We start from the raw sequence: 22893 nt of genomic DNA, 5'->3' as shown, positions 1-22893 counted from the left end.
GGATGTGTTGCTTTTAAAAGGAATCTTGTGTGAAATCTGTACTTGTTATATTAACCCAAGCCAACCTAAACAGCTTGCAGGTGCATGAAAGCCTATCTGCTACAATGGTACTGGCGACCTTCAGCGCTGAAGTTAAAGTGCTATTACAAGGTGCTGCTTTGAGTCTTTTACGTTCTGAACTCCAGTTTGACCAGCTTAAACATGCCTTTAAACTGGCTTCAAATCTGGTGGATAGTTTCGAATTTTATGACCTGACCCCAATTCTGGTTGAACAGAAAAATCAGGACTCTCCTTTTGTAAAGCAAAGCGAACAGGAAATTGAATTAATTGAACTCAATTCAGAATTCGTTCAAAAATTTGATCACGTATTGTATTGGTAAGGACGAAGGATAAATAAATGTCAGATCAAACCCTTTACCTGATCCAGTCAGATTATGCAACGACGGCGCCAGTCCTTGATCAGTTAGCACAGCTCCATGCTTCAGATGATCAGGTGGTCCTGATGGGAGAATCTGTGCTGTATCTGGATCATGCTTTCGTACAGCAACTGCCGCAAGTTTATATCCTAAGAAATGATGCAGAAATTCTGATCTCACCTTTATCGGAAAATGTTGCTTTACTCGACTACTCCGAATTTGCAGATCTATGTCTGAAATTTAGTCGTTGCATCTCAATGAAATAATCCATGAGTCACATATGAATCTAGAACTGGACCAAGATGGTCATTTAGTCGATTACACCATCTGGAATGAAGACGTTGCCCAAGTACTGGCAGATACACTGGAACTTCAACTTACTCCTTGGCATTTTGAAGTGCTACAGGCAGTCCGTCAATTTTATCAGCAGTTTGGGCATTCTCCTGCAACCCGCCCGCTAATTAAGTTTTTGATGAAGACAGTCAGCCCGGAAATTAACAATGCCTTATTACAGGAAAAGTTTAATACAGGTCTGGTGGCACGCCATTTAAGCCGACTGGCTGGTATCCCGAAACCGGCGAACTGCTTATAAGTTTTAATCTAAAATATGAATGAAGAAAAAGCCCGTTTTAACGGGCTTTTTCTTATTAAGCTTATCTATGATCTGTATTCACGGCTAAATAAAACTTTTAACTAAGGAAGGTTAAAAACCATTCTGATCTAAAGCATTTAAAGCTTGATCAAGCTGTGAAGAGATTTCAGGCAAAACTTTCTGTAAAAATTCTATTTGAGCTCTCGCTTCTTCCGGAGCAACGACCTGAGCATTTACCAGATTCTGCTGCTGTACCAGCAAACGATCCAGCTGGCGTTCATCTGGCTTCTCGCCTTGACTTAAACCATTCATCATTTGGGTAAAATCCAGATAAAGCTGCTCTCTCTGTTGTAATAAGACCTGCTGTTCAGAATCCACTTCCGGGTGTCCAGCCGTTCTTGCCGGTACAGCTGTTTTAGGATTTAAATTCGAAGTAATCAGTGACTTTGCTGGAAAAGTCATCTGATCATCAGGTTTCAGTATATTGAACTCTGCCTTATAGATATCCTTATGAACCTGATAAGCAATCCCAACCAGAATACCGGTTAATAACATTCCCGCCAGCAGATATAAAGTAAGTGTTTTGTTCCTCATATATGCCACCTACAATGCTTAGAGCAACGTTCATAACACATTGCTCTTTTTAAGCCATTATTTGCTACGGTGTAGACCAGTCTGCTGGGGCATAACCGATCCGGACACGCTGTGGATGATTGCCTACAGGTACACTGGTCACTTTATTGCCTGTCGCGAAATCAATTACGGTCACCACATCCGTTTCACTTTCTGAAATGATACAGCTACGGCCATCCGGACTTCGGGTAGCCCAGTATGGTTTACCTGCAGGAATCAATTTTCCGGCAGTCAGACTCTGACGATCAACAATAGTGGCGTAATTATCCATCGTGCCCGCAACACAGAGCTTCTCACCGTCTGCACTGATCGACAGGCCATGATGGCGGGAATCATTCACCCATTTAGTACGATCTTTGGGAATGCTATCGCTACCTGGCAACTGCCCAATACGGGTCACTTTATTCTGGTTTAAGTCATACTCAATCAAACCATTAAAAAATGATACCTGAGCATAGAGTTTACTTTCATCCTTGCTAAAGACCATCGGCCGCACTGAATTAGATAAATCTTTTCGACCAAACGCATCCAATGCCGGTCTAAAGTCAATTTTCTTAAGCACCTGATGGGTATTGGCATCTGCAATGGTGATATAGCGTTTACCCTTGGTGAAATCCTGCCACTGCGCATCAAGAGAGGTTTCTACATTACCAATGGCCGAGTTCAGAATTTTTCTGCCATTATCAAAGTAGATATTTTCATGCGGTTTATCACCCGTCGCAAATCGACCAAGTTCCTTACCAGTATGAATATCCAGTACATGCACCACATTTCCGGAAGATGCGGAAACCGCGACACGCTGGCCATCTGGTGAAACTGCCATATGATCCGCGCGGAAGCCTTCAACTGGAGTACGCCAGTTAATTTTGCCTGTCTTGATGTTGATAGAGACCACATCGGCAAAACTTGGACGGGATGCGACCACTGACTGTCCATCTGGCGTGGAATACATATCGTCGACCAGCTGATCATTACCTTCACCCGCAGTAGCTTGAATATAGGTATAGGCAATCAGTTTAATGGGATTGAGGTGAATCTCTTTCAGACGCTCCTTACGATCAGGAATCATGTTGATCACACCAACCTTGCCAAAGTCACCTGAAGATCGAATCACTGTAACTGTTCCATCCCAGTTATTACCCACAAAGAAAACTTGCTGGGAATTGGGCGGTTGAGGCAAGGTAGACGAATCTGCCTGTGCAGTTGAAAAGACTGAGAGCATGGCCATCGCGGACAAGCTCATACAGAACCGTGATAATCGTTTTTTCTGGATTTCCATGCGGTATTCTCCATATTTTCTATTTTATTGTTTTTATCTTTGTTCAATCCACAGTCAGGCCGTGGATCTCAATCATCCACTATACAATGAAGAAAAAACTATGCTGAATTTTCCGACAGAATAGAAAGATAAGAATCCAGAAAAGTTGAAGCGTCCATTGATATGAACGCTTCTCAGTAAGATAGTTTTATTAAAAAATGCTTTGAACTTTAGACATCCAATACATCAACGAATTGAGCATCTAGAACCTTAGCTAGGTCCGCAGGTTTTAAACCAATATCCAGACCGCGTTTACCCCCACTGACATAGATTTTATTCAGCTGTTCTGCAGATGCATCAATGACAGTTTTTAAGCGTTTTTTCTGCCCAACCGGACTAATCCCACCGACAAGATAACCGGTTAGACGTTCTGCCTGTTTGGGATCAGCCATTTGTAGCTTTTTACAACCAAAGGCTGATGCTACTTTTTTCAGGTTTAACTGATGGTTGACTGGAAGAACTGCTACAAAATACTGCTTCTCATCTGTGACCAATAAGGTTTTAAATACTTCTTCTACTGCCAGCCCTAACTTTTCTGCTGCTTCCAAACCAAAGCTTTTGGCATTGGCATCATGTTCATATTCGTGAATGCTATATTCAATTTTTTGAGATTTTAATAATTTGCATGCAGGTGTCATAACAGCTTCGATAGTATTTTGACGGGATCTTCATTATAGCTTATCAAGTCTGCTTGGGTTTTATTCTGTGATTCTGAATAGCTTATATAATCAATATGTGTTCAAAATACAATCAGATACCATTAGCTTTTAATCCAGAATATCTATTCATATTGCACTTTAACTGAACTTAACTATCCCATTTATCATTGTAATTCCGCATACCATCTTGTTCTTAAGCTTAAAAATTCATCATTTAAAAACATAGGCAACATTCAGATGAATAACAACGCCTATACATGAAGTGCCATTTTGCCAATGTTATTGAGCGAACATAAAGAATTACAAATAAAGGTAAGCTTTAGAAAATTGAGCACATTCGTCAATATTAGATGAGGCCAGTAAAAGATTAATGAAGAATCATAAGTTTTTAATTTTACTTTTACGGCCAGTATCATTTAGCCAATGTTCAGTAGCAATGAGCCTATCTCTTTTTGCAGAAAAATAATGTGTGACTTGCTTTACTAGCGACATAAAACCCATTTAATACTAAACTTCACTTCATACCATTTATCAAATAACTTTTTGATTTTTATTCCAAGTTTGATATTTTAGTTTACAGAATAATGAATAGAATAAAATTCTGATTCATTCAAAAATCTAATGAAAATCCGGTCTTTTACCGATCACCACAATTTTTGATATGAGCAGAGACTTCGAGTAATAATTTTTATTTTTGACCAGCCATTGCCGAATAAACACTCAATTTAAAAGAATTATGAATAAACATTGAGGTCTAACTTACACAGCATAAATGTAACAATTCAGCCAATTCATCTAAAATATAAAAATGATGTAAAAGACGAAGATTTGGTAGTTTTGAACATTGCTAAATGCTTGCAAAGTTTTCATTATATGGCCACTGCGTGGTACATGCTTTTCTATGTCAATTCAAAGAAATTATAAAAATAATGTAGGAATTCATGCCATAATAGGCGAAGTTTGTAGACATCTTGCAAACCTATCCTGAAACTTTTTAACTGGAGCACCATAGATGACTTCGACCATTTTGGTTATTCATGGACCGAATTTAAATTTGCTAGGAAAGCGCGAACCCGAAGTTTATGGTTATTTAACTCTAGAAGATATTAATCAGCAGCTCACTGCTCAGGCTGAAAAAGCTACTTTACAACTTGACACTTTCCAGAGCAACTGGGAAGGCGCAATTGTTGACCGAATTCATCAAGCCCAACAAGACGGCGTGCAATATATCATTATTAATCCTGCTGCCCTGACACATACCTCAGTTGCAGTTCGTGATGCACTTCTTGGCGTGGCAATCCCGTTTATTGAAGTCCACCTGTCTAACGTCCATGCACGTGAGGCATTCCGACATCATTCATATCTATCCGATAAAGCTATTGGCGTGATCTGTGGTCTAGGTGCAAAAGGCTATGCTGCCGCACTCGACTATGTCATTGAAAAAATACAATCTTCTAAACAATCTTAATTAGGAATACTGTCTCATGGATATCCGTAAAATCAAGAAGCTCATCGATTTGATGATTGAATCTGACTTACAGGCGATTGAAGTTAAGGAAGGTGATCAGTCGATTGCTCTGACTCGTCGTAATCCAGTAGTTGCAGCAGCTGTTCCTGCAATGCCTGCACCTGCAGCTGACGTCCCTGCAGCTAAATCTCCTCGTGGTGCAGTTGAAAAATCTCCAATGGTTGGCGTGTTCTATGCGGCTCCAAGCCCAGGCGAAGCACCTTTTGTAAAAATTGGCCAAACTGTTTCTGCTGGCGAAACACTGGGTATCATTGAAGCAATGAAAATCATGAACCCGATTGAAGCAACTCAAAGCGGCGTGATTGAAGAAATTCTGGTGAAAAATGGTGAAGTGATTCAGTTTGGTCAGCCACTTTTCCGTTACCGCGCCTAATCACTTCGGGGATTCATAATGTTGCAAAAAGTTTTAATTGCAAACCGAGGTGAGATCGCCTTGCGCATCGCCCGAGCTTGCAAAACTTTAGGAATTAAAACCGTCGGTGTCTATTCAGACGCTGACAAAGACCTGATGCATTTACGTTTCTGTGATGAAGCCGTGTGTATCGGTCCGGGCGCGAGCAGCGACAGTTACCTGAATATTCCAGCCTTAATTACAGCCGCTGAAATCACCAGTGCAGATGCCATCCACCCTGGTTATGGCTTTTTATCTGAAAATGCTGAATTTGCTGAAATCGTAGAAAGTTCTGGTTTTATCTTCATTGGTCCACGTCCAGAACATATTCGCCTGATGGGGAACAAGGTTTCTGCGATTATTGCCATGAAAAAAGCGGGTGTACCAACTGTACCTGGCTGCGATCATGCCGTGACGATTCACAATGCGCTTGCTGAAGCCAAAGAAATTGGTTTCCCGCTCATCGTGAAAGCGGCTTCCGGCGGTGGTGGTCGTGGTATGCGTATCGTAGAACGTGTGGATACCCTGCTTGAATCAGTACAAGCCGCTCAGCGTGATGCTGAAATGTGGTTTGGTGATGACACGGTTTATATGGAACGTTTCCTGCAAAAACCGCGTCACGTCGAAGTACAGGTTCTAGGCGATGGTAATGGTCATGCGATCCATTTATATGACCGTGACTGTTCTTTACAGCGTCGTCACCAGAAAGTACTTGAAGAAGCGCCAGCGCCTAACCTGCCAGAACAGGCTCGTGCTGACATTCTTGAGGCCTGTGTCAATGCTTGTAAATTGATGCAATATCGTGGTGCCGGTACATTCGAGTTCCTGTTTGAAGAAGGCGAATTCTTCTTTATCGAAATGAACACCCGTGTTCAGGTAGAACACCCTGTGACTGAAATGGTCACCGGTATCGACATCATTGAACAGCAGTTACGTATTGCGGCTGGTTTAGGTCTGGATATCCAGCAAGAAGATGTACGTGTTCAAGGTCATGCGATCGAATGCCGTATCAATGCAGAAGATCCATCGAACTTTATGCCATCTCCAGGCAAAATCGAGACTTTCTATGCGCCAGGTGGTGCAGGTATCCGTTTAGACTCTCATATCTATCCAGGTTACAGCATCCCACCGTATTATGATTCAATGATTGCCAAGCTAATTGCCCATGGTAAAGACCGTGAAACTGCAATTGCACGTATGAAACAGGCCTTGGATGAAATGATTCTGACAGGTGTGAAAACCAATATCCCATTACACAAAGATCTGATTCTTCAGGATGAAAATTTCTGTGAACAGGCGATGGATATTCACTATCTGGAAAAACATTTGTTGAAGCAGCTTGAAGGTGCTGAAGACAAAGAAAAAGCTTGATCCAGTAATTGATCTAATAAAAAAACCGCTGAATTCAGCGGTTTTTTATATCTAGCCTTCAATCAAGGCAAAATGCGTCGAAGCACAGCAAAACATTGTTCTGCTTTTTCATTGGCACAGAAATTAATGGTATTTGAGTTCTGCCACTTCACAAAATACTGCGAAATCTCGCCTGACTGATCCACCTGATTACCGGAACAGTCTTTTTCATTATTGTCGTATTTCACCTGCATAATCAGCGCTGGAATCTGTGCAGCCGGATCTTGTGAAGGCTGATAGTCATACAGCCCTGTGGTCCATTCTGAACCGCTTTTAATCACTACGTTGTTATTGCCTTTAAAATTATAGTATTCAACACATTTCTTATTATCTGGAATTTCCATTCCCCATAGCCCGACAATTTCAGGACGGGTATTAATGGTAAAGGTATTCGGAACTTCGATAGGTTTCGCAATACTATTTGCAGCTTGATTATTATTTTCTGTTGCCATTAGCCAAGATGAGCTCATGAGCAAGACAAGGCTAAGACAGGTTTTTTTCATATTCACAGGCTTCGTTTCAATCCTAATAATTAATTTTAACTTATCATATTTTTCGGGATCATATTCTGCTCTGCATCAGTTTAAATACCGAAATAAAACAAATTTTTATCATTATAGTTTAAAAACATGGATTTCCTTTTTTAATTTTTTTGTATATATTTCGTATACAAACGTATATTGATAACGTAAGTAAAAACAGATTATTCCAAGAATAAAGTTGTACTTTTGGGTAAAAAGCATTTCCCAAACAAAGTGATATTTCACAAATAAAAATTAGATACAGGACTTAGATTTGCGAATACCTCGAATCACAGACCAGAACTTGAATCCTGAAACATATGCCTACTTGGTCATTCTTTTCATTATTTTAGTGACTTGTTTGATTGGCATTATGACCAGAACACAGGATTACTTAGCCATACTCTGGCCTGCCAATGCTGCCTTACTGGCCATGTTTTTACGCTTCCCCCATTTAAACAATATGGGCGGGTGGCTAGGTGCTTTCTGTGCATTTATGTTTGCTGATCTGGCGACAGGTAATAATCTATTACAAAGCCTGTTTCTAACACTTGCTAACCTGATTAGTACGATTGTATCGCTATTTTTTATCCGATATTTCCAGATCAATTATAAGTACTACAATACTGGTTTCACTTTCGTGCATATGTTCGGCATCTGTGCATTTGCAGGATGCCTGGCTAGTGCAGTTTTTGCCGTTGCGACCTTACTCAATCTTCCTCATTCCTTTATGACCAAGGAAAATTTATGGATTGATTTTGGGCTGTGGTGGACAGGCGAAATGGTAAATTACATTATTGTCCTGCCGCTTTTTTTAGCCTTTCCTAGAACCAAAGATCTCAAGTATTTATTTAAAAACCGCAGAAAGAAGCAGAACTCTTTTAGTTATCTGCTGCCAGCAGGTACGGTAATCCTGTGTATTATCCTGAGTAATATTTTTGTCGGTCCAGGTGCCCTGCTTTATCCGCTGGCAGCTTTAATCTGGGCAGCACTGACCTATCGCATCTTTACGATTGCAATTATTAATGCCTTTGTAATCATTTTGATGTATTACAGCCTGACCCAGTTCTATGCTACTACACATGATACGTTGGCAGACTCGACCATTTATATCTCATTAAGGATCGGACTGTTTATGCTGGCATTATCGCCGCTGATCCTGTGTATCATCAGTCAGAACCGCAATGATCTGTTTAAACGGGTATTGTATTTGGCCAATCATGACAGTCTGACGCGTACCATGAACCGGCATTTTTTCTTTCAGAAAGGTGAATATTTACTGCAACATTCCAAGAGTGTGCAGTTTTCCCTGATTATGTTGGATATCGACCATTTCAAACGTTTAAATGATCATTTTGGCCATCATGTAGGCGATAAAGTACTGCAACACTTTGCTGAAATCATCCGTTCCAATTTACGTTCTCAGGATCTGTTTGCACGTATTGGTGGTGAGGAATTTGTGATTTTGCTTTGGGATACTAAACCGTCCAAAGCCCAGTTTATTGCCGAGCGTATTCGTGAACTGGTAGCTAAAACGCCAATGTATCAACCTGATGGATCACCTTTGTCGATTACTGTGAGTCTCGGGATTACGCATCAACATGCCCCACTTTCTCAGGATTTACAGCAACTGATCAATACCGCGGATCAGGCCTTATATCAAGCTAAACACTTGGGACGTAATCAGGTGGTGCTTGCATCCTGAACTGAAACCTTCTACAACCTTATAACAATATTAACGCTAGGGAATGCAGATGAAATTTGAAGAATACTTACAATACGATGGGTTAGGACTGGCTGAACTGGTTAAAAATAAACAAGTACATTCAAGTGAACTTTTATCAGTTGCTTTAGAACGCAGTGCAAATATTAATCCTGAAATCAATGCCATTATTATTCCCATGCATGAGCATGCTTTGCAGCGTACCCAGCAAGAACTGTCTGGTCCCTTTGCCGGTGTTCCATTTCTAGTCAAAGACCTGTTTCAGGAATATGCAGGTTATCCGACGTCTTATGGATGTCAGGGTTTAAAGCGCATTGGGTATATAGCTGAAACCAATGCCGAGATTGTTAACCGTTGGGAACAGGCAGGTATTGTGACCTTTGGCCGTACCAACACCCCTGAATTCGGAATTAAAGGCATTACAGAGCCAGATGCCTGGGGAAGCTGTAAAAACCCGTGGAATTTAAGACATAACAGTGGTGGCTCGTCAGGCGGTTCTGCTTCTGCTGTGGCAGCCGGCATTGTGCCAATTGCCGGTGCAGGTGATGGTGGTGGCTCAATTCGTATTCCGGCTTCCTACTGTGGTCTGTTTGGTTTAAAACCAAGCCGTGGACGTACGCCGTGGGGACCGCAAATGAGTGAGGCAATGCACGGTGCTGCCATTCAACATGTACTCACCAAAACTGTTCGGGATAGTGCGGCAATGCTGGATGCCACCCACGGTGAAGATCGCAGTTCGCTGTTTACGATCCAACGTCCGCATACACATTATCTGGAAGTGATTCAGCAACCACCAAAAAAATTAAAAATCGCATTTAATACCCGTTCCAGCATTGATACGCCTGTTTCTCAAGATGCTATTAAAGCGGTAGAACAAACTGCCCGTTTACTGGAATCTTTAGGTCATGAAGTCGTTGAGGATCAACCGCAGATTGATGGCATGCAACTGGCTAAAGATTTTATTACGACGTGGTTTAGCCAGTTTTCTTATATGCTGGACGAAATCCAGAAAGGCTATCCATCCAGATCAGGCGATTTTGAACTGGATTCTCTGGCGCTAGCTGCTTTTGGTGCCAAAACGACGGCAATTGAATATATCCAAAATCTGACCAACTGGGGACAATATGTGACCCAGATGAATCATTTCTTTGATGATTATGATCTCTACCTGACACCAGCCACGGCCACTGTTGCACCCAAAAATGGCGAAGTCAAGACACCAAACTGGCAGAAGCCGATTCTTAAAGCTTTATTAAAAATGAATAAGGCACATTTATTGGCACAAGGTAAGCTGGTCGATCAGATTGTGAAAGAAAATCTGAAATGGGTGCCATTCACGCAGTTAGCCAATATTACCGGCCTTCCAGCAATGTCTGTACCGCTTTACTGGAATGAAGATAACTTACCTTTGGGTTCACAGTTTATTGCACCATTTGCCCGTGAAGATTTACTGTTGCAACTGGCCGCTCAATTAGAACAGGCTCAGCCTTGGTTTGATCAATATTCTAAGATCCGAATTTAATTGTTCGATGATATTTTAAATCTGCTTTTGCAATTCGACTTTGCTGGGTAAGCCAAATACCAGCAATAAGCCCAGCAAGGTCGAGAGCGCAGCAGCAATAAAGATTGATGTTCCACCGACCTGATCCCAATAACGACCGGCAAGAATGCTGCCACTTGCCACGCCTAAGCCCCACATGGTGCTATACAGTGCCTGTCCACGGCCTTGCTGTCCGGCCGAGAAGTTCTGGAAAATAACCCGCATGGCAATCATATGGAATAAGCCAAAACTCAAAGCATGAATGGTCTGGGCAAGAAACTGTGCCAGAAATGACGATGGAAATAGGCCGACAGTTAGCCATCTTAAACCAGTCATTAACAGGCAAAACATCACCAGATGACGCCATGACCAGCGTGTCAGAAAGAATGTAGCGTAGGCAAACATAATGATTTCAGCAATGACTCCAACCGACCAAAGCAATCCGATCTGACTGGTACTGAATCCATTCTGGCTGAGATAGTTACTATAAAAACTATAAAACGGCGCATGCGAAAACAGCATGATCAATTCAATCAGGAAAAAACTGTATACCACTGGACGCTTGAAGATCGGCCATAAGGCTTCGAGTTTTTTCTGAGCTGTCGGTGCTGCTGTAGGTTCTTTGATGGTAAATGACCAGAGAAAAGCCAGAAATGAAATACAGAGCAATAAGATTGGTAGCATACTGATGCTGATAATTTCAAAAATTGCCCCTAAACCAAATACGCCAATAATAAATCCAATAGATCCCCACTTACGCACTTTGCCATAGAGCTCTGCCCTTTTTTCACCTAACCAGAATAAAGTCACGCCTTCAAATTGAGCCAAAATTGCATTTTGAAAGAAACTGAAAATCAGCATGAGCAAAGCAACTGACTGGAAGCTATTGGGAATGATAAATATCATGAACCAGATACAGGCTTCCATCCAGGTAGCTATACGCACCAGCAACATGCGTTTCCCGGATTTGTCTGCAATCCATCCCCAAATAAATGGCGCAAAAAATCGGGTGACAATCGCAATCGAAGATAAAATCCCAATTTCCTGATAATTAAAGCCTTGATCTTCCAGATACAGACTCCAGAAAGGCATGAATGCGCCCACAATCGCATAATAAAAAAAGTAGAAAAAACTGAGTCTGTAATGAATAGCTAGAGATTGCATCAGACTAGATTCTCTTCTATTTCTAATAACTTAAAATAAATATAAGTTGCGCTGAGTTGCATTGATTGGGTCTCGGTTAGATCTCGATAATCTATAAGATAATCATCTATAGATTCTTCAAAGCTCTTTAACTAATTTGAGAAAAGTTAGATTTTAACTTAATACATTATCTAAATTCTTAATTTATTCTTTTAGTTCAATCATGAGCTTATCAATCGTAATCATTTGATGGTTCTAAGAATTAAAATGACTGAGGTTCTGACATTTAGACAGCTTAACGTTACAAAATCTGAGCCTTATTTAGCTTGTACTTTGTCTATCATGGGGCTCACCAATAAGAAAAGAAAAACCCCTCAACATTTAGAATGTAAGAGGTTTAGTTTGCCGTAATACGTTCGGCTATGATTTTAACTTTGCTTTAAACTCAACCCATCCATTGACTTGGGTGATAGTTAGGTCGATAGCTGAGTATTGATAGTAGCGCTCCACCTCAACAAGAGTTTTAGCGCTCATCTCCTTTCGAGCCTCTTTGAATTCAAAATATGGGTTATTAAAATTAATAACATTAGAATTGATAACTGATATTAAGTAATCAGTTGTGTGAATACATTGTATGTGTGCTCATAACCAGCCCGTTAAGTCAAAATTCAAACCAATTATTAGCCTATTATTATTGAAAAATAAAATAGCACAGAATACTTAACTCATTGATAATAAAAAAAATTTATCATTCTAAATTAAACTTTTTTCAAACAATCCCGGCATTCTTTCTTGCCGTCGCTAATCTCAGTCGCACCATGTAGGCAGAATAAGCAGAATAGTAATCGGAGCATACTTTTTTCCAGACAAAAAATAACCCGCTTAACCTGGGGAAGTTAAGCGGGTAGGCTTCTTTAACACGTCGTTATAGTTTTTAGCTAGTTCATCATTATTCATGGAGCACCTTTAAAGTAGCACTTATATAGTGCAGCAATAGTATAAGAAGCATTACTGAATGGTGGGTGCTGGTTGGCTTTGGGTTAAATTTGGTTATTTGTTAGACAGGAATTACACTATTTAATTATTTTTGTGTTCTGGTCGCCGTATAAAGTTTATCAGGCAACAAAAAAGCTCTTATTTCTATGGACTTTAAAAACTCGGAAAGAAATCGAATAAATATTTAATGAATGTGAACCTATCATTAATATCGGGTACATCAAATACCCATAAAGTTTTAGTTTGTGATGGCTTTGTTGCATAAAGCCAGCATGGAAGGCTTATTCAGCAATATAATTTCCAAATGAATAAGCCTGCTTCTAAAATCTACCGTACAACCAATTGGTCATCCTATAACCGAGCTTTAATCAACCGAGGTAATATTTCCATTTGGTTTGATCCAAAGACTCAGTGGTATGCACAATCACAAGGCAAGCAAGGTCGAAATCAAACCTACTCTGATACAGCGATTCAATGCTGCTTAATGATCAAATCGCTATTCCGACTCTCTTTACGCATGGTCACAGGTTTTGTTGAAAGCTTGATTAAACTCTCTGGATTAGATTGGACAGCTCCGGATTATTCCACCCTTTGTCGTAGACAAAAGCATATTGATATTGCGATTAGCTATCAAAAAAGTAGTAATGGGCTACATCTACTCGTAGATTCTACTGGCTTGAAGTTTATTGGTGAAGGTGAATGGAAATGCAAGAAACATGGGGCTGAATATCGTCGCCAATGGCGTAAGCTTCACATTGGTATAGATGCTAAAACCCTGCAAATACGTGCAGTACAACTCACCACAAATGATGTCAGCGACTCACAAGTACTCGAAGATTTACTTGCTCAAATTCCCTTGGATGAAAAAATTGATTCTGTTTATACAGATGGTGCTTATGACACAAAGCACTGCCGAGAAGTCATTTTAGATCGAGATGCATATGCGATCATTCCACCTAGGAAGAATGCAAAGCCTTGGAAAGATCAACAAGCGAGGTCTCTAGAGCGGAACGAATTATTAAAGACAGTCAAACGGCTAGGTAGGTCCCTTTGGAAAAAGTGGTCTGATTATCACCGTCGAAGTTTGGTGGAAACCAAAATGCATTGCATTAAATTATTAGGCGATAAATTAACAGCAAGGAGCTTTCCGAGTCAGGTAAATGAGATCCACGCACGCGTAGCGGTTTTGAATAAATTCACAGAATTAGGTCGCCCGCATACCCAAGTTGTCTCTTAAATTTGGATTACTTAGAGGAGTTCAGCCTTTCAAACCTTTATGCAACAAAGCCCCTATTGATGTAAAAATAGCCTCTTCACAGAACTAGGTGCTACCCTCTTCTTTAATTATAGGTTAATGAAAATATCACTTAGCTATTCTAGTCAAAAAAAACCTCCATCATTGGGAACGATGTGGGCAGAACTCTAAATTCAAAACGTGGAGATTTTTGAACATATGGTAAAATATAATGAAAATATTGTATGCAGTCAATCACACTTTGATATTAAGTCGATGATTAACAATCATATTGACCGATAAAATAGAAATAGGTCACTTATTCAAATTTCTAGTTAATCTCAGTCTCTTTGACCAGATCTATTACTTAGCTAAGCTATTCAAGCCAGATACCTAGTAAGAAATTAAGCCAAACTTTTCTTTAGGCAATAAAAAAGTCCACATTGCTGTGGGCTCTTCCCTTTTATCATTTTGCGCTGATTCAGGATTGTTGACGAAATGTACAACAGTCAAACAATAGCCAATTCATGACAAATATAAATATATATAGAAATTAAATATCTATCCATATATAAAAAGTCTAAATTGTGATCTTTGGAGTCAATAATTTCTAGTATGAACTTGATAAAGCTTTATTTTAGGTAACAAAAAAGCCCATCTTTCGATGAACTTCTGCAAAATAGCACCCAGCAATGAGTGTATTATCAGATCATCTTATCAATCTAATCCACATGACTGGTTGCCCGTATAAGTCTTCCTTATTACACTGATTAATCCAAAGACTTTTCAACACAATTATTTTTCTAAATTGTTGATTCCATCTCGGTGCATAATATTGATGACTATCATCCTGCTATTCACCTTGATCTCTAGTCCAAATCTTTAAGCTTTTAAACGAAATGAGTGATCTAAAAGTCAGCAAGACTTTCCTTCATCATGGAAAATAATAATACTGCGCAAACAGCAAACAAGAGCCCTATCAAAGCAAATAAAGGATCCTGATAAATAAGACCTAAAACCATGAGAGAAACAGCAAGGATGACAAGGAAAATAATGCCGCATATTTTAAAGAGATACATATCCAGAACCTAAAGCAAAAACTATACTTTCAAGAAGCAATATTTGTTCCTTTTTTAAATAATTTTTATATTTATTATCTATATAAATTGATCAACATTCTATCTATTAGTACGAAGCTAGAATATGAAATACAGATCTATTCAGTAACCATATTTCGAGCAAAATTCAGAAATCCAGACATTAAAAAGCCACCCTAAAGAGTGGCTCAATAATCAAATTTTTTATTGATATTCAATTATAGCGGTGACTATTTTCAAATAAGAATTTTAATAAATATTCTTTCTTTACCCGAAATAATCTCGACATGCATTCCTCCATGAAAGGTCAAAATATTCCTGATCTACCTGCCGTCTTTCAATCAGCACAATATTTTTATTCACTACAATAAACCTCCGATGCTTCATTTCATTCGTAGATTTATCTCTGAAACTAACCTCACCACATTCTCCCTCTTGTTGATGAAATTGAACCAGGTCTGAATTCGGTAAAGCATTCCTTACCATCTCCCTAAATTTTTTTAAATCCTCATCCTGTAGGATCTTAGAGTCAGCTTCTTGCTGTGTATTTGGTTGACTACACCCCAGAAGTATTAAAGCTACAAGAGGCAAGATAATTAGTTTTTTCATAAGCTGTCCTCCTGAGAAAGAGGATCACATTATTTTTAAAGTATGGCTATTATTAAAATGAATAGTTTTGTAAACCATTCAACTTTATCAATAAATTTAATCAGGAAAATCTAGAACAGATGAAAAGGAATAGTAACTAAAAAAGCTTGCTGTTTCTCTGAAAATAGCAAAGTTCTGAAAATTATATAAGACTTGTCAGAGATGACTCTACTGAGAAAATGAGAGACCTCACAACCTTCTCTTGCTAGTAGTGAGGTCCTTTAAAGAGATTATTCAACAGGATTTGCTGCTTGACTGTCTACCTGTTCATTCTGAGGAGCAGGATTGTTTGAACCGTCCTTTTTGTATTTCATTTTCTTATAACAATAACCTGCAAGTACACCTGCACCAATTAACGTTAATAACTTCATCTTTCACCTCATGCTCATAAATGCAAGCCTATATAACTAACATCTATATTTGTAGCTTTCCAAAGCCATTTGGAGTGTTTTTTTAAATAAAAAGTTAAATTATGTATATCTGTATAGATTAAATAAAAGTTTAATCTTTTCATAATATTAAATTTACTTAAAATATTATTGAGTTAAATATTTTTAGGCTCTAAATATATACTTATAAAATAAAAATCCTGCTTGCTGGTCAAAATCCAACTTACGATATTCAAATTGTTTTGCACTTATCTCTCTTATATTTTAATTCTCATGATAGATCATCATGAGAGCGTTCGCCCATGTGTTCAAACTATGAATTCCCCTCAAAAAGCCGTCTCTCTTTATTAGATATTCATGAAGAACAGCTTGAACTGGATATGAAAACACATGTATATCCTTTAGCTCCCGCTCCCATCATTATGCGCGGTGCTGACGAGTTTGAACTGGATATCGCACGTTTCGGACTTATCCCTTCCTGGGCCAAAGAATTAAAATTTGGCCGGCATACTTATAATGCCCGAACTGAAACAGTCGCCTCAAAAGCAAGTTTTCGGCATGCCTGGAAAAATAATCAGTTTGCCTTGGTGCCTGTAGATACGTTCTATGAACCCAAATACATTGATGGCAAATCTCATTGGTATGCTATTTCTCGTGAAGACGGCGATCCTTTTACTGTTGCAGCCATTTATGATGATGCAATCATTGAGGGGGAAAAAGTTCGGTCTTTTTCAATGCTCACGATTAATGCAAATCAGCATCCTTTTATGAAACAGTTCCATAATCCCAATGATGAAAAACGCTCGATTATTGTGATACCAGAAGAGTCAAGACAGGACTGGCTGCACTGCAATCATGAGGAAGCAAGTGAGTTTTTCTTCGAAATGCGGGATGAATTTATTGCAAAGCTACGAGATTCCCGTTTGTCGGAAAACTGAAATATAAAAGCAATTTAATTATTAGTATCTGATTTTAAAGCATTTAATTTATTTGTATAAAAATAAAGCAATCATTACAATCTTGATTAATGTAACAACAATCAAGAAGTAGCAGGTTTATGACAAATTCGCATGGGGGCTTTAGAATTGGTGCAGGCAGAAAAAAGGCCGAAGAAACCAAAGTAATTCGTGTACCTGAATCCAAAGTCCTGGATATCAAAGCATACTTAAAATCACTTAAAAAAGAAAATGAAATCAGTGATATTCGCCAGTTTGATCCTGTTACCCAAATGGAAATTCCTTTAGTTACTGAACGCGTTCAGGCTGGTTTTCCCTCACCTGCACAAGATTATATTGATAAAAAACTCGACCTGAATGAATTCCTGATTAATAACGCTAATGCTACTTTTATTGTTCGAGCCAATTCGCTGTCAATGTTGAATGCAGGTATTGATATCAATGACGCCCTGATTGTGGATCGTAGCATTGAAGCGCAACACCGAGATATTGTGATTGCTTGTGTAGATAACGAATTTACTGTCAAACGGCTGATTGTCGATGTAAAAGGTTGCTGGCTAAAAGCTGAGAATGACGACTATCCCGATATTCATCCTGTAGAAGGTCAGCAATTTGAAATCTGGGGTGTGGTCACCAACGTCATTAAAAAATTCAGATGAAATATCAGCAGGAAATCTATGCGCTGATTGATGTCAATAACTGCTATGTCAGTTGTGAGCGCCTATTCAATCCGAAACTGAATCATGTACCTGTGATTGTGCTGTCAAATAACGATGGTTGTGTAGTCTCACGTTCGCAGGAAGCAAAAGATCTCGGCATTAAAATGGCTGTTCCGCTCTTCCAGATCCGCGATATCGTCGAGCAGCATCAAGTTCAGGTGCTATCCAGCAACTATGCCCTCTATGCAGAAATGTCCAAACGCTTTCATTCCATTCTGTCTGAATATGTAGCACCTGGTGAACAGGAGGTTTATTCCATAGATGAATGCTTTCTGAAAATTACAGCTTATGCAAAAAATCATGATTTAACAGAATATGGTCAGGATATGCGACGGCGTATTTTGCAATGGATTGGCCTACCCGTTTGTGTAGGCATTGGCCGTTCCAAAACCGAAGCTAAATTAGCCAACTATATGGCCAAGAAAGCCAAACGCTTTAATGGGGTTTGCGATCTTTCTTCTATGCATCCACAATATAGAAATTACTTCTGGAGCTTGATTGATGTTGCTGAAGTCTGGGGGGTTGGGCGCCAGCAGAGTAAAAAGTTGAAGAACTTAGGTATACATACCGTTCTTGATTTAGCTCAGGCCGATTGTCATCGAATCGGAAAATTATTTTCAGTTCTTATGCAAAGAACTGTGATGGAATTACAGGGAATTTCCTGTATTGAACTGGAACAGGCGTGCCAGCCCAAGAAGCAGATTATTTCTTCACGCTCATTTGGTTGCCGAGTAACAGATCTTGAAGCTTTAACGGAGGCTATGAGTGATTACCTGCAAAATGCCGTCAAACGCTTGAGAGAAGATCAATCCTTATGTGGTTGCATCATTGCTTTCGCTCAATCCAATCCTTTTGACAAGAACGAACCCTTTTATCATCAATCTGTCAATATCGCTTTTCCTGAACCCAGTGATTCCGCTGTTATAATGAACCGGGCGTTGATGCAACAGATGCATGAACTGTTTTTAGAAGGTGTTGAGTTTAAAAAATGTGGGGTTATTCTAACAGCGCTTGAACCTAAATCGGCCCATGTCTATGACTTGCTCTCGGACCATGCTCAGATCGAGAAAAATGAGAAGCTTCAACAAGCGCTAGAAAAAGTAAAAGAAAGATTTGGGGATCAAAAGCTGGCAATTGGAGCAGCTAAAATTCCTGACCGGAGCTGGGCCATGTCTCAACAGTATCTAAGCCAGAATTATTTTAGTTGGGATGGACTGTTAAAGATTGATCGGTAATTTCATCTTCCCAGTAAAGTGAAGCAGAAATTTTCCGAAACTTAAATCAAAATCTAAAAAGCCCTAAATTCAATTAGGGCTTTCTGATATCAATATCTTACTTTTGCTCCCTCAGCGGATGCTCAGGCTCGGCATTAGGCTTTTTCTCAGGCTTTACACCCTTATAGGTTGCTTGATTGCCTTTATCATCATTAGATTCTTTTTGCGGATTATCTTCTTGCTCTGTTTTGTGTTCTGCATGAGTTGTCATATATATTCCCTTTCCTCTAGATGCTTAGAAAATTATTAGGACATATAAGGTTAAACATCAATAATATTTATGTTTTCCATACATTTTAATAAACATATATTCTTCTAATCAGAGCTTATATAGACTTCTTGTTCTAATCAAAATCTGTCTGGCTGTGCAACCTGCTTCCAGAAAGCACAGCTCATAGATCAATTTAAAATTTGGTTTCTTATTACTTAAAAGAAAGTATCTGCAGAAACGTTAAAACGTTCAGACAAAGCTTTAATATGGCGGATATTGAGCTGACGTTTACCATTCAGGATTTCAGAAATGACCGACTGGGTAGCTATATCAGATAGGTCCGATTGGCTGAGGCCATGCTGTTCCATCAGGAAAGCGAGTGCAGTACGACCATCGCCTTCTGGCATCGGCAAATGTTCATGTTCATAAGCTGAGACTAAATCACCCAGTTGAAGAATCAGTCCCATTAAGGGATGCGACTCATCATCACCTACAATATCCAGAAGTTCATCTAAAGCTTCAGTAAGGGTATTAAAGTCTTCTTCAGTTTCTGGCTTGCTGAGCAAAGGTGCAACATAATGCCAGTGATCAACGGCCTGTTTAATCATTGCATTCATATTAAGCCTCCTTCCAATGACCTTTATCATATTCCTGATGGGATAAGACATGGCGAATATAGACACGTTTTGCCTGATACATCACAACTGCGATCAACCTGATCTTGTTGCCACCAATATCAAAGACATGAAATTTCCCGACTTTATCGACTGCGGGAAATAATCGCTTCATGTCGGCAAAATCCTTAGGATCATTGGCCTTGATAATTCGATACCAACCATCCAATGCAGTTTCAGCGTGTGGCCACTTTTGCATTGCTTCCAGAATCCGAGCGTGAGTGATCACATGCATAATTATTTATCGCATTTTGCTATATTTGGAGTATAACCTAAATATCGCATATTGCAATAACACTTAAAGCATGAATTTAGGTAGGGTAAGTATTTATATGCTTAACTTAAAAAATGAAAATAGATAAATTCTTATTTTAATAATATTTATTAATTAACTATCAATAATTTATAAAAATATAGCGCTGATATGTTGGTTCTATGTTCAAATAGCAATGATAAAAAAATGAAAACCCCGTCGATCTATATCAAACGGGGGTTCAACATCCATCTATACCGCGAAGGCCTAGAGAGTTAATTTAAATCTTTCAAGCAATCACGACACTTTTTGACTTCGAAATCATCGACTGTGTAATCAATTTCAGTCGCACCATGAAGACCAAATAAACAACATATAAATTGGAACATGTGTTTCTCCTGACTGTGAACAGCTCGATCATGGATCGAGCTTTATTGCTTTAAAGATAATGGCTTACAGCTCCACGATTTATTTACCTTGAAACTATTGAATTACTCACCTGTACTGCGATCATACAGGCAAGCTATAGCCTCTAAATTTGTACACTCTCTTCATGTTTTGGCGCTTGGTCTTTGGTACCGTGATCCTTGCTCATCATCCGGCACATTTTTTCTTTGCAAGATTTAAAGCAACATCCCACCATGACACCCATACCAAATGCACAGATACATCTCATCATAGCTCTACCCTGTCTTTTCATGAAAAGAGATATATAAATAACATCTATTCATGTTTCACACTTGAATGTATTTTCAGGTTTTATGTTGTATATGAAAACTTATGTGAAGGATAAATATCGGAGAATCAGCTGTTTTTGACGTATTTATGATCTAAAAAATAGGCCCTGCTTAACTGTCTGGATTAAACAGGGCTTTTTAACTTGCTGATTTTAAATTATTTTATCTGATTTTTTGTAGTGGTGATAAAGTACCACTTGTCATGCATCTAATATGTATATGAAATATAGAGGCTTTTTTACTAAATGTTGAATATAGTTTATGTTTTATATTTTATTGGCTATTTTTCATCAACTTAGATGCAATTAAATACAAAAAACTTTGATTCATTCAATCAAGTGAGTCATAAAAGCAGATATGCAACTTATACATATTGGTAGATATTTTACTTATTTTATCAAAGTCCTTTTCATTTTTTATTTTCTCAGCTGTCAATGAGTTTAAAGGCAGGTGCTCTTTCACTCATTTCTCTTTATAATTTTTCCAACGACTGATAACAATATATTGTTGCCATGAAAATATCACTATTCATAATTACCCTATTGGCATTGGCGATCACAGGCTGCCAGAAACAACAGGCAGATGTATCAGCTGAACCTGATCCAGCAGTGAAAGCTCAGTTTGAACAATCAGATGCCCGATTGAGTGCTTATTTAGATAAATTAGATTCTTCTACTATTAGCCTTGAGGAAAGAACACATATTTTATGTGAGGATTATCCTAAAGAATATAAAACTCATTATATGCCGGCCCTAATAAAACTGATGCCACAAGAATATGATGAGCAGGAATTACTGAAAGATCTGAAAAATGCGCTCGACTTTTATAAAGTAAAAGCCAATATTCAATGCTGATTTATTTTGAACAATAAAAAAAACCGCCTTAAAAAAGGCGGTTTTTTGTAGAGATTACACAGCTTAGATATGAACGCTGCAGCTTTGACTAATCTTATTGATTACGCAAATTTTGCTGCTGGTTATCTTGTTGTGGCTGTTGCTGTTGTTGCTGATTGCGTTGCTGGTCCTGTTGGCCCTGCTGACGCTGTTGGTTTTGCTGTCCCTGCGGCTGTTGTTGCTGCTGGTTCGGCTGTTGCTGATTTTGATTCTGGTTTTGCTGACGTTGTTGGTCTTGCTGTTGCTGTTGTTGTTGGTTCTGTTGGTCTTGCTGATTTTGCTGTTGATTATTAGCCATGGTGTAACTCCTTACTATTTGCTTTAAATCGCCGATGATTAGGTTTCGACTTAATATTTACTCTACCTATTTTTAAAAATTCGCCAAGTTATTACCTGTTACATATTAATTCAATGTAAAAAAAGGTAAGTTAAGTAATTGAAGTCTGGATTTATAAGAAACATAAATTACTTTTAATAATAGAATGAACACATATTGAAAGCTTTCTATCTTTTATAAATTTTATTTTTCAATTAAAGTCATAACTTAATCAAAAAATTGTATATAAACTTAAATTTAAAATAAAATTTAGAAATACATTTTGCTACTTATATAAAATATAATTATATTTATAAGATATTGAATTTTATTAATTATTTAAAATTATAATTTCTTATACATGTTTAACCTAATTTTCTAAAAATTAGATCATTAAATATAAAAACGAAAAAAACCATTTTTAAATAGCAGAATATATTACATAGAATCACAAATAAGGCCTTTTCAGTTGCCAATTTACCTTGACTTTATATTTTTAAAATTATTTTTAGATTTTTTTATAAAATCTAATAAAATTTTATTTTAACGACCTTTATCCAATAAATAAGCCTCTTATTTTAAGAGGCTTATTTTTAATAAGTTATGTCCCGTCCTGAAATAA

24 protein-coding genes are annotated in these 22893 nt (G+C 38.4%); 13 read left to right on the top strand and 11 right to left on the bottom strand.

What is annotated here, in order from left to right:
* Positions 1-29: 29 nt before the first annotated feature.
* Genes G5T77_RS05190 through G5T77_RS05180 form a run of 3 tightly spaced genes read left to right on the top strand, consistent with a single transcriptional unit; the run spans position 30 to position 1008 of the window.
* On the top strand, positions 30-380 hold the full coding sequence (locus G5T77_RS05190; protein ID WP_166135498.1) for a hypothetical protein: 351 nt from the start codon (positions 30-32) through the stop codon (positions 378-380).
* A gap of 17 nt (positions 381-397) precedes the next feature.
* Positions 398-682 (top strand): DsrH/TusB family sulfur metabolism protein, encoded by a 285-nt coding sequence (locus G5T77_RS05185; protein WP_166135502.1) that lies wholly within the window; start codon positions 398-400, stop codon positions 680-682.
* A 14-nt stretch (positions 683-696) separates the two neighbouring features.
* Positions 697-1008 (top strand): TusE/DsrC/DsvC family sulfur relay protein, encoded by a 312-nt coding sequence (locus G5T77_RS05180; RefSeq protein WP_005235445.1) that lies wholly within the window; start codon positions 697-699, stop codon positions 1006-1008.
* A gap of 111 nt (positions 1009-1119) precedes the next feature.
* Here the strand turns inward: G5T77_RS05180 and G5T77_RS05175 are convergent, their stop codons facing one another.
* The 3 genes from G5T77_RS05175 to ybaK form a co-directional block, all read right to left on the bottom strand.
* Complete coding sequence (locus G5T77_RS05175) at positions 1120-1602, bottom strand: hypothetical protein (protein ID WP_166135507.1); 483 nt, start codon at positions 1600-1602, stop codon at positions 1120-1122.
* A 64-nt stretch (positions 1603-1666) separates the two neighbouring features.
* On the bottom strand, positions 1667-2920 hold the full coding sequence (locus G5T77_RS05170) for a YncE family protein (RefSeq protein WP_034705621.1): 1254 nt from the start codon (positions 2918-2920) through the stop codon (positions 1667-1669).
* A 209-nt stretch (positions 2921-3129) separates the two neighbouring features.
* The gene (gene ybaK, locus G5T77_RS05165; protein WP_159122961.1) at positions 3130-3597 is read right to left on the bottom strand and encodes a Cys-tRNA(Pro) deacylase; all 468 of its coding nucleotides are present in this window, start codon (positions 3595-3597) and stop codon (positions 3130-3132) included.
* 1033 nt (positions 3598-4630) lie between these two features.
* On the opposite strand from ybaK, the gene aroQ reads away from it, so the two are divergent.
* The 3 genes from aroQ to accC are packed head-to-tail and all read left to right on the top strand — an operon-like array spanning position 4631 to position 6908.
* Positions 4631-5086, top strand: a complete 456-nt coding sequence (aroQ, locus tag G5T77_RS05160) for a type II 3-dehydroquinate dehydratase (RefSeq protein WP_004785950.1) — start codon at positions 4631-4633, stop codon at positions 5084-5086.
* A 16-nt stretch (positions 5087-5102) separates the two neighbouring features.
* Entirely contained in the window at positions 5103-5519 is a 417-nt protein-coding gene (accB, locus tag G5T77_RS05155; protein WP_004785952.1) for an acetyl-CoA carboxylase biotin carboxyl carrier protein, read from the top strand.
* A gap of 18 nt (positions 5520-5537) precedes the next feature.
* On the top strand, positions 5538-6908 hold the full coding sequence (gene accC, locus G5T77_RS05150) for an acetyl-CoA carboxylase biotin carboxylase subunit (RefSeq protein ID WP_159122960.1): 1371 nt from the start codon (positions 5538-5540) through the stop codon (positions 6906-6908).
* Positions 6909-6970: 62 nt separating this feature from the next.
* On the opposite strand, the gene G5T77_RS05145 is transcribed toward accC, so the two are convergent.
* Positions 6971-7417, bottom strand: coding sequence for a hypothetical protein (locus G5T77_RS05145; protein WP_171065466.1), 447 nt, complete (start codon positions 7415-7417; stop codon positions 6971-6973).
* Positions 7418-7742: 325 nt separating this feature from the next.
* Here G5T77_RS05145 and G5T77_RS05140 point away from each other — a divergent pair, with 325 nt between their 5' ends.
* Positions 7743-9173: a diguanylate cyclase gene (locus G5T77_RS05140; protein WP_166135511.1), complete on the top strand. Its 1431-nt coding sequence runs from the start codon at positions 7743-7745 to the stop codon at positions 9171-9173.
* Positions 9174-9222: 49 nt separating this feature from the next.
* The gene (locus G5T77_RS05135) at positions 9223-10713 is read left to right on the top strand and encodes an amidase family protein (protein ID WP_159122958.1); all 1491 of its coding nucleotides are present in this window, start codon (positions 9223-9225) and stop codon (positions 10711-10713) included.
* A 15-nt stretch (positions 10714-10728) separates the two neighbouring features.
* Here G5T77_RS05135 and G5T77_RS05130 read toward each other — a convergent pair whose 3' ends face one another.
* Positions 10729-11895 carry an MFS transporter gene (locus G5T77_RS05130; protein ID WP_159122957.1) on the bottom strand — a complete coding sequence of 389 codons (1167 nt, stop codon included), beginning with the start codon at positions 11893-11895 and terminating at the stop codon, positions 10729-10731.
* 1279 nt (positions 11896-13174) lie between these two features.
* Between G5T77_RS05130 and G5T77_RS05125 the strand changes: the two genes are divergently transcribed.
* Positions 13175-14107, top strand: coding sequence for an IS5 family transposase (locus G5T77_RS05125; RefSeq protein ID WP_166135514.1), 933 nt, complete (start codon positions 13175-13177; stop codon positions 14105-14107).
* Positions 14108-15468: 1361 nt separating this feature from the next.
* Here the strand turns inward: G5T77_RS05125 and G5T77_RS05120 are convergent.
* Together G5T77_RS05120 and G5T77_RS05115 are read right to left on the bottom strand one after the other, a co-directional pair.
* Positions 15469-15810 (bottom strand): hypothetical protein, encoded by a 342-nt coding sequence (locus G5T77_RS05120; RefSeq protein WP_034170370.1) that lies wholly within the window; start codon positions 15808-15810, stop codon positions 15469-15471.
* A 269-nt stretch (positions 15811-16079) separates the two neighbouring features.
* Positions 16080-16220: a hypothetical protein gene (locus tag G5T77_RS05115; protein ID WP_166135519.1), complete on the bottom strand. Its 141-nt coding sequence runs from the start codon at positions 16218-16220 to the stop codon at positions 16080-16082.
* Positions 16221-16540: 320 nt separating this feature from the next.
* On the opposite strand from G5T77_RS05115, the gene G5T77_RS05110 reads away from it, so the two are divergent.
* The 3 genes from G5T77_RS05110 to G5T77_RS05100 all read left to right on the top strand — a co-directional run bounded on the left by G5T77_RS05110 (position 16541) and on the right by G5T77_RS05100 (position 19148).
* Complete coding sequence (locus tag G5T77_RS05110; RefSeq protein WP_166135522.1) at positions 16541-17176, top strand: SOS response-associated peptidase family protein; 636 nt, start codon at positions 16541-16543, stop codon at positions 17174-17176.
* 119 nt (positions 17177-17295) lie between these two features.
* The gene (umuD, locus tag G5T77_RS05105; RefSeq protein ID WP_159122954.1) at positions 17296-17853 is read left to right on the top strand and encodes a translesion error-prone DNA polymerase V autoproteolytic subunit; all 558 of its coding nucleotides are present in this window, start codon (positions 17296-17298) and stop codon (positions 17851-17853) included.
* Positions 17850-19148, top strand: coding sequence for a Y-family DNA polymerase (locus G5T77_RS05100; RefSeq protein WP_159122953.1), 1299 nt, complete (start codon positions 17850-17852; stop codon positions 19146-19148). Before umuD ends, G5T77_RS05100 begins: the two co-directional genes overlap by 4 nt.
* 97 nt (positions 19149-19245) lie before the next feature.
* On the opposite strand, the gene G5T77_RS05095 is transcribed toward G5T77_RS05100, so the two are convergent.
* The 3 genes from G5T77_RS05095 to G5T77_RS05085 form a co-directional block, all read right to left on the bottom strand.
* Complete coding sequence (locus G5T77_RS05095; protein WP_166135525.1) at positions 19246-19398, bottom strand: hypothetical protein; 153 nt, start codon at positions 19396-19398, stop codon at positions 19246-19248.
* Positions 19399-19613: 215 nt separating this feature from the next.
* Entirely contained in the window at positions 19614-20015 is a 402-nt protein-coding gene (locus tag G5T77_RS05090; RefSeq protein WP_159122952.1) for a helix-turn-helix domain-containing protein, read from the bottom strand.
* A 1-nt stretch (position 20016) separates the two neighbouring features.
* Entirely contained in the window at positions 20017-20307 is a 291-nt protein-coding gene (locus tag G5T77_RS05085; protein WP_034706646.1) for a type II toxin-antitoxin system HigB family toxin, read from the bottom strand.
* A 1267-nt stretch (positions 20308-21574) separates the two neighbouring features.
* On the opposite strand from G5T77_RS05085, the gene G5T77_RS05080 reads away from it, so the two are divergent.
* Positions 21575-21916 carry a hypothetical protein gene (locus G5T77_RS05080; RefSeq protein WP_159122951.1) on the top strand — a complete coding sequence of 114 codons (342 nt, stop codon included), beginning with the start codon at positions 21575-21577 and terminating at the stop codon, positions 21914-21916.
* A 94-nt stretch (positions 21917-22010) separates the two neighbouring features.
* On the opposite strand, the gene G5T77_RS05075 is transcribed toward G5T77_RS05080, so the two are convergent.
* Complete coding sequence (locus G5T77_RS05075) at positions 22011-22253, bottom strand: hypothetical protein (protein ID WP_034705379.1); 243 nt, start codon at positions 22251-22253, stop codon at positions 22011-22013.
* Positions 22254-22893: the final 640 nt, after the last annotated feature.

Source organism: Acinetobacter sp. GFQ9D191M (genome assembly GCF_011174875.1).
Lineage (GTDB): Bacteria > Pseudomonadota > Gammaproteobacteria > Pseudomonadales > Moraxellaceae > Acinetobacter.
The sequence above is the reverse complement of the archived record's forward strand: the minus strand, read 5'-3'. Positions and strand labels throughout refer to the sequence as shown.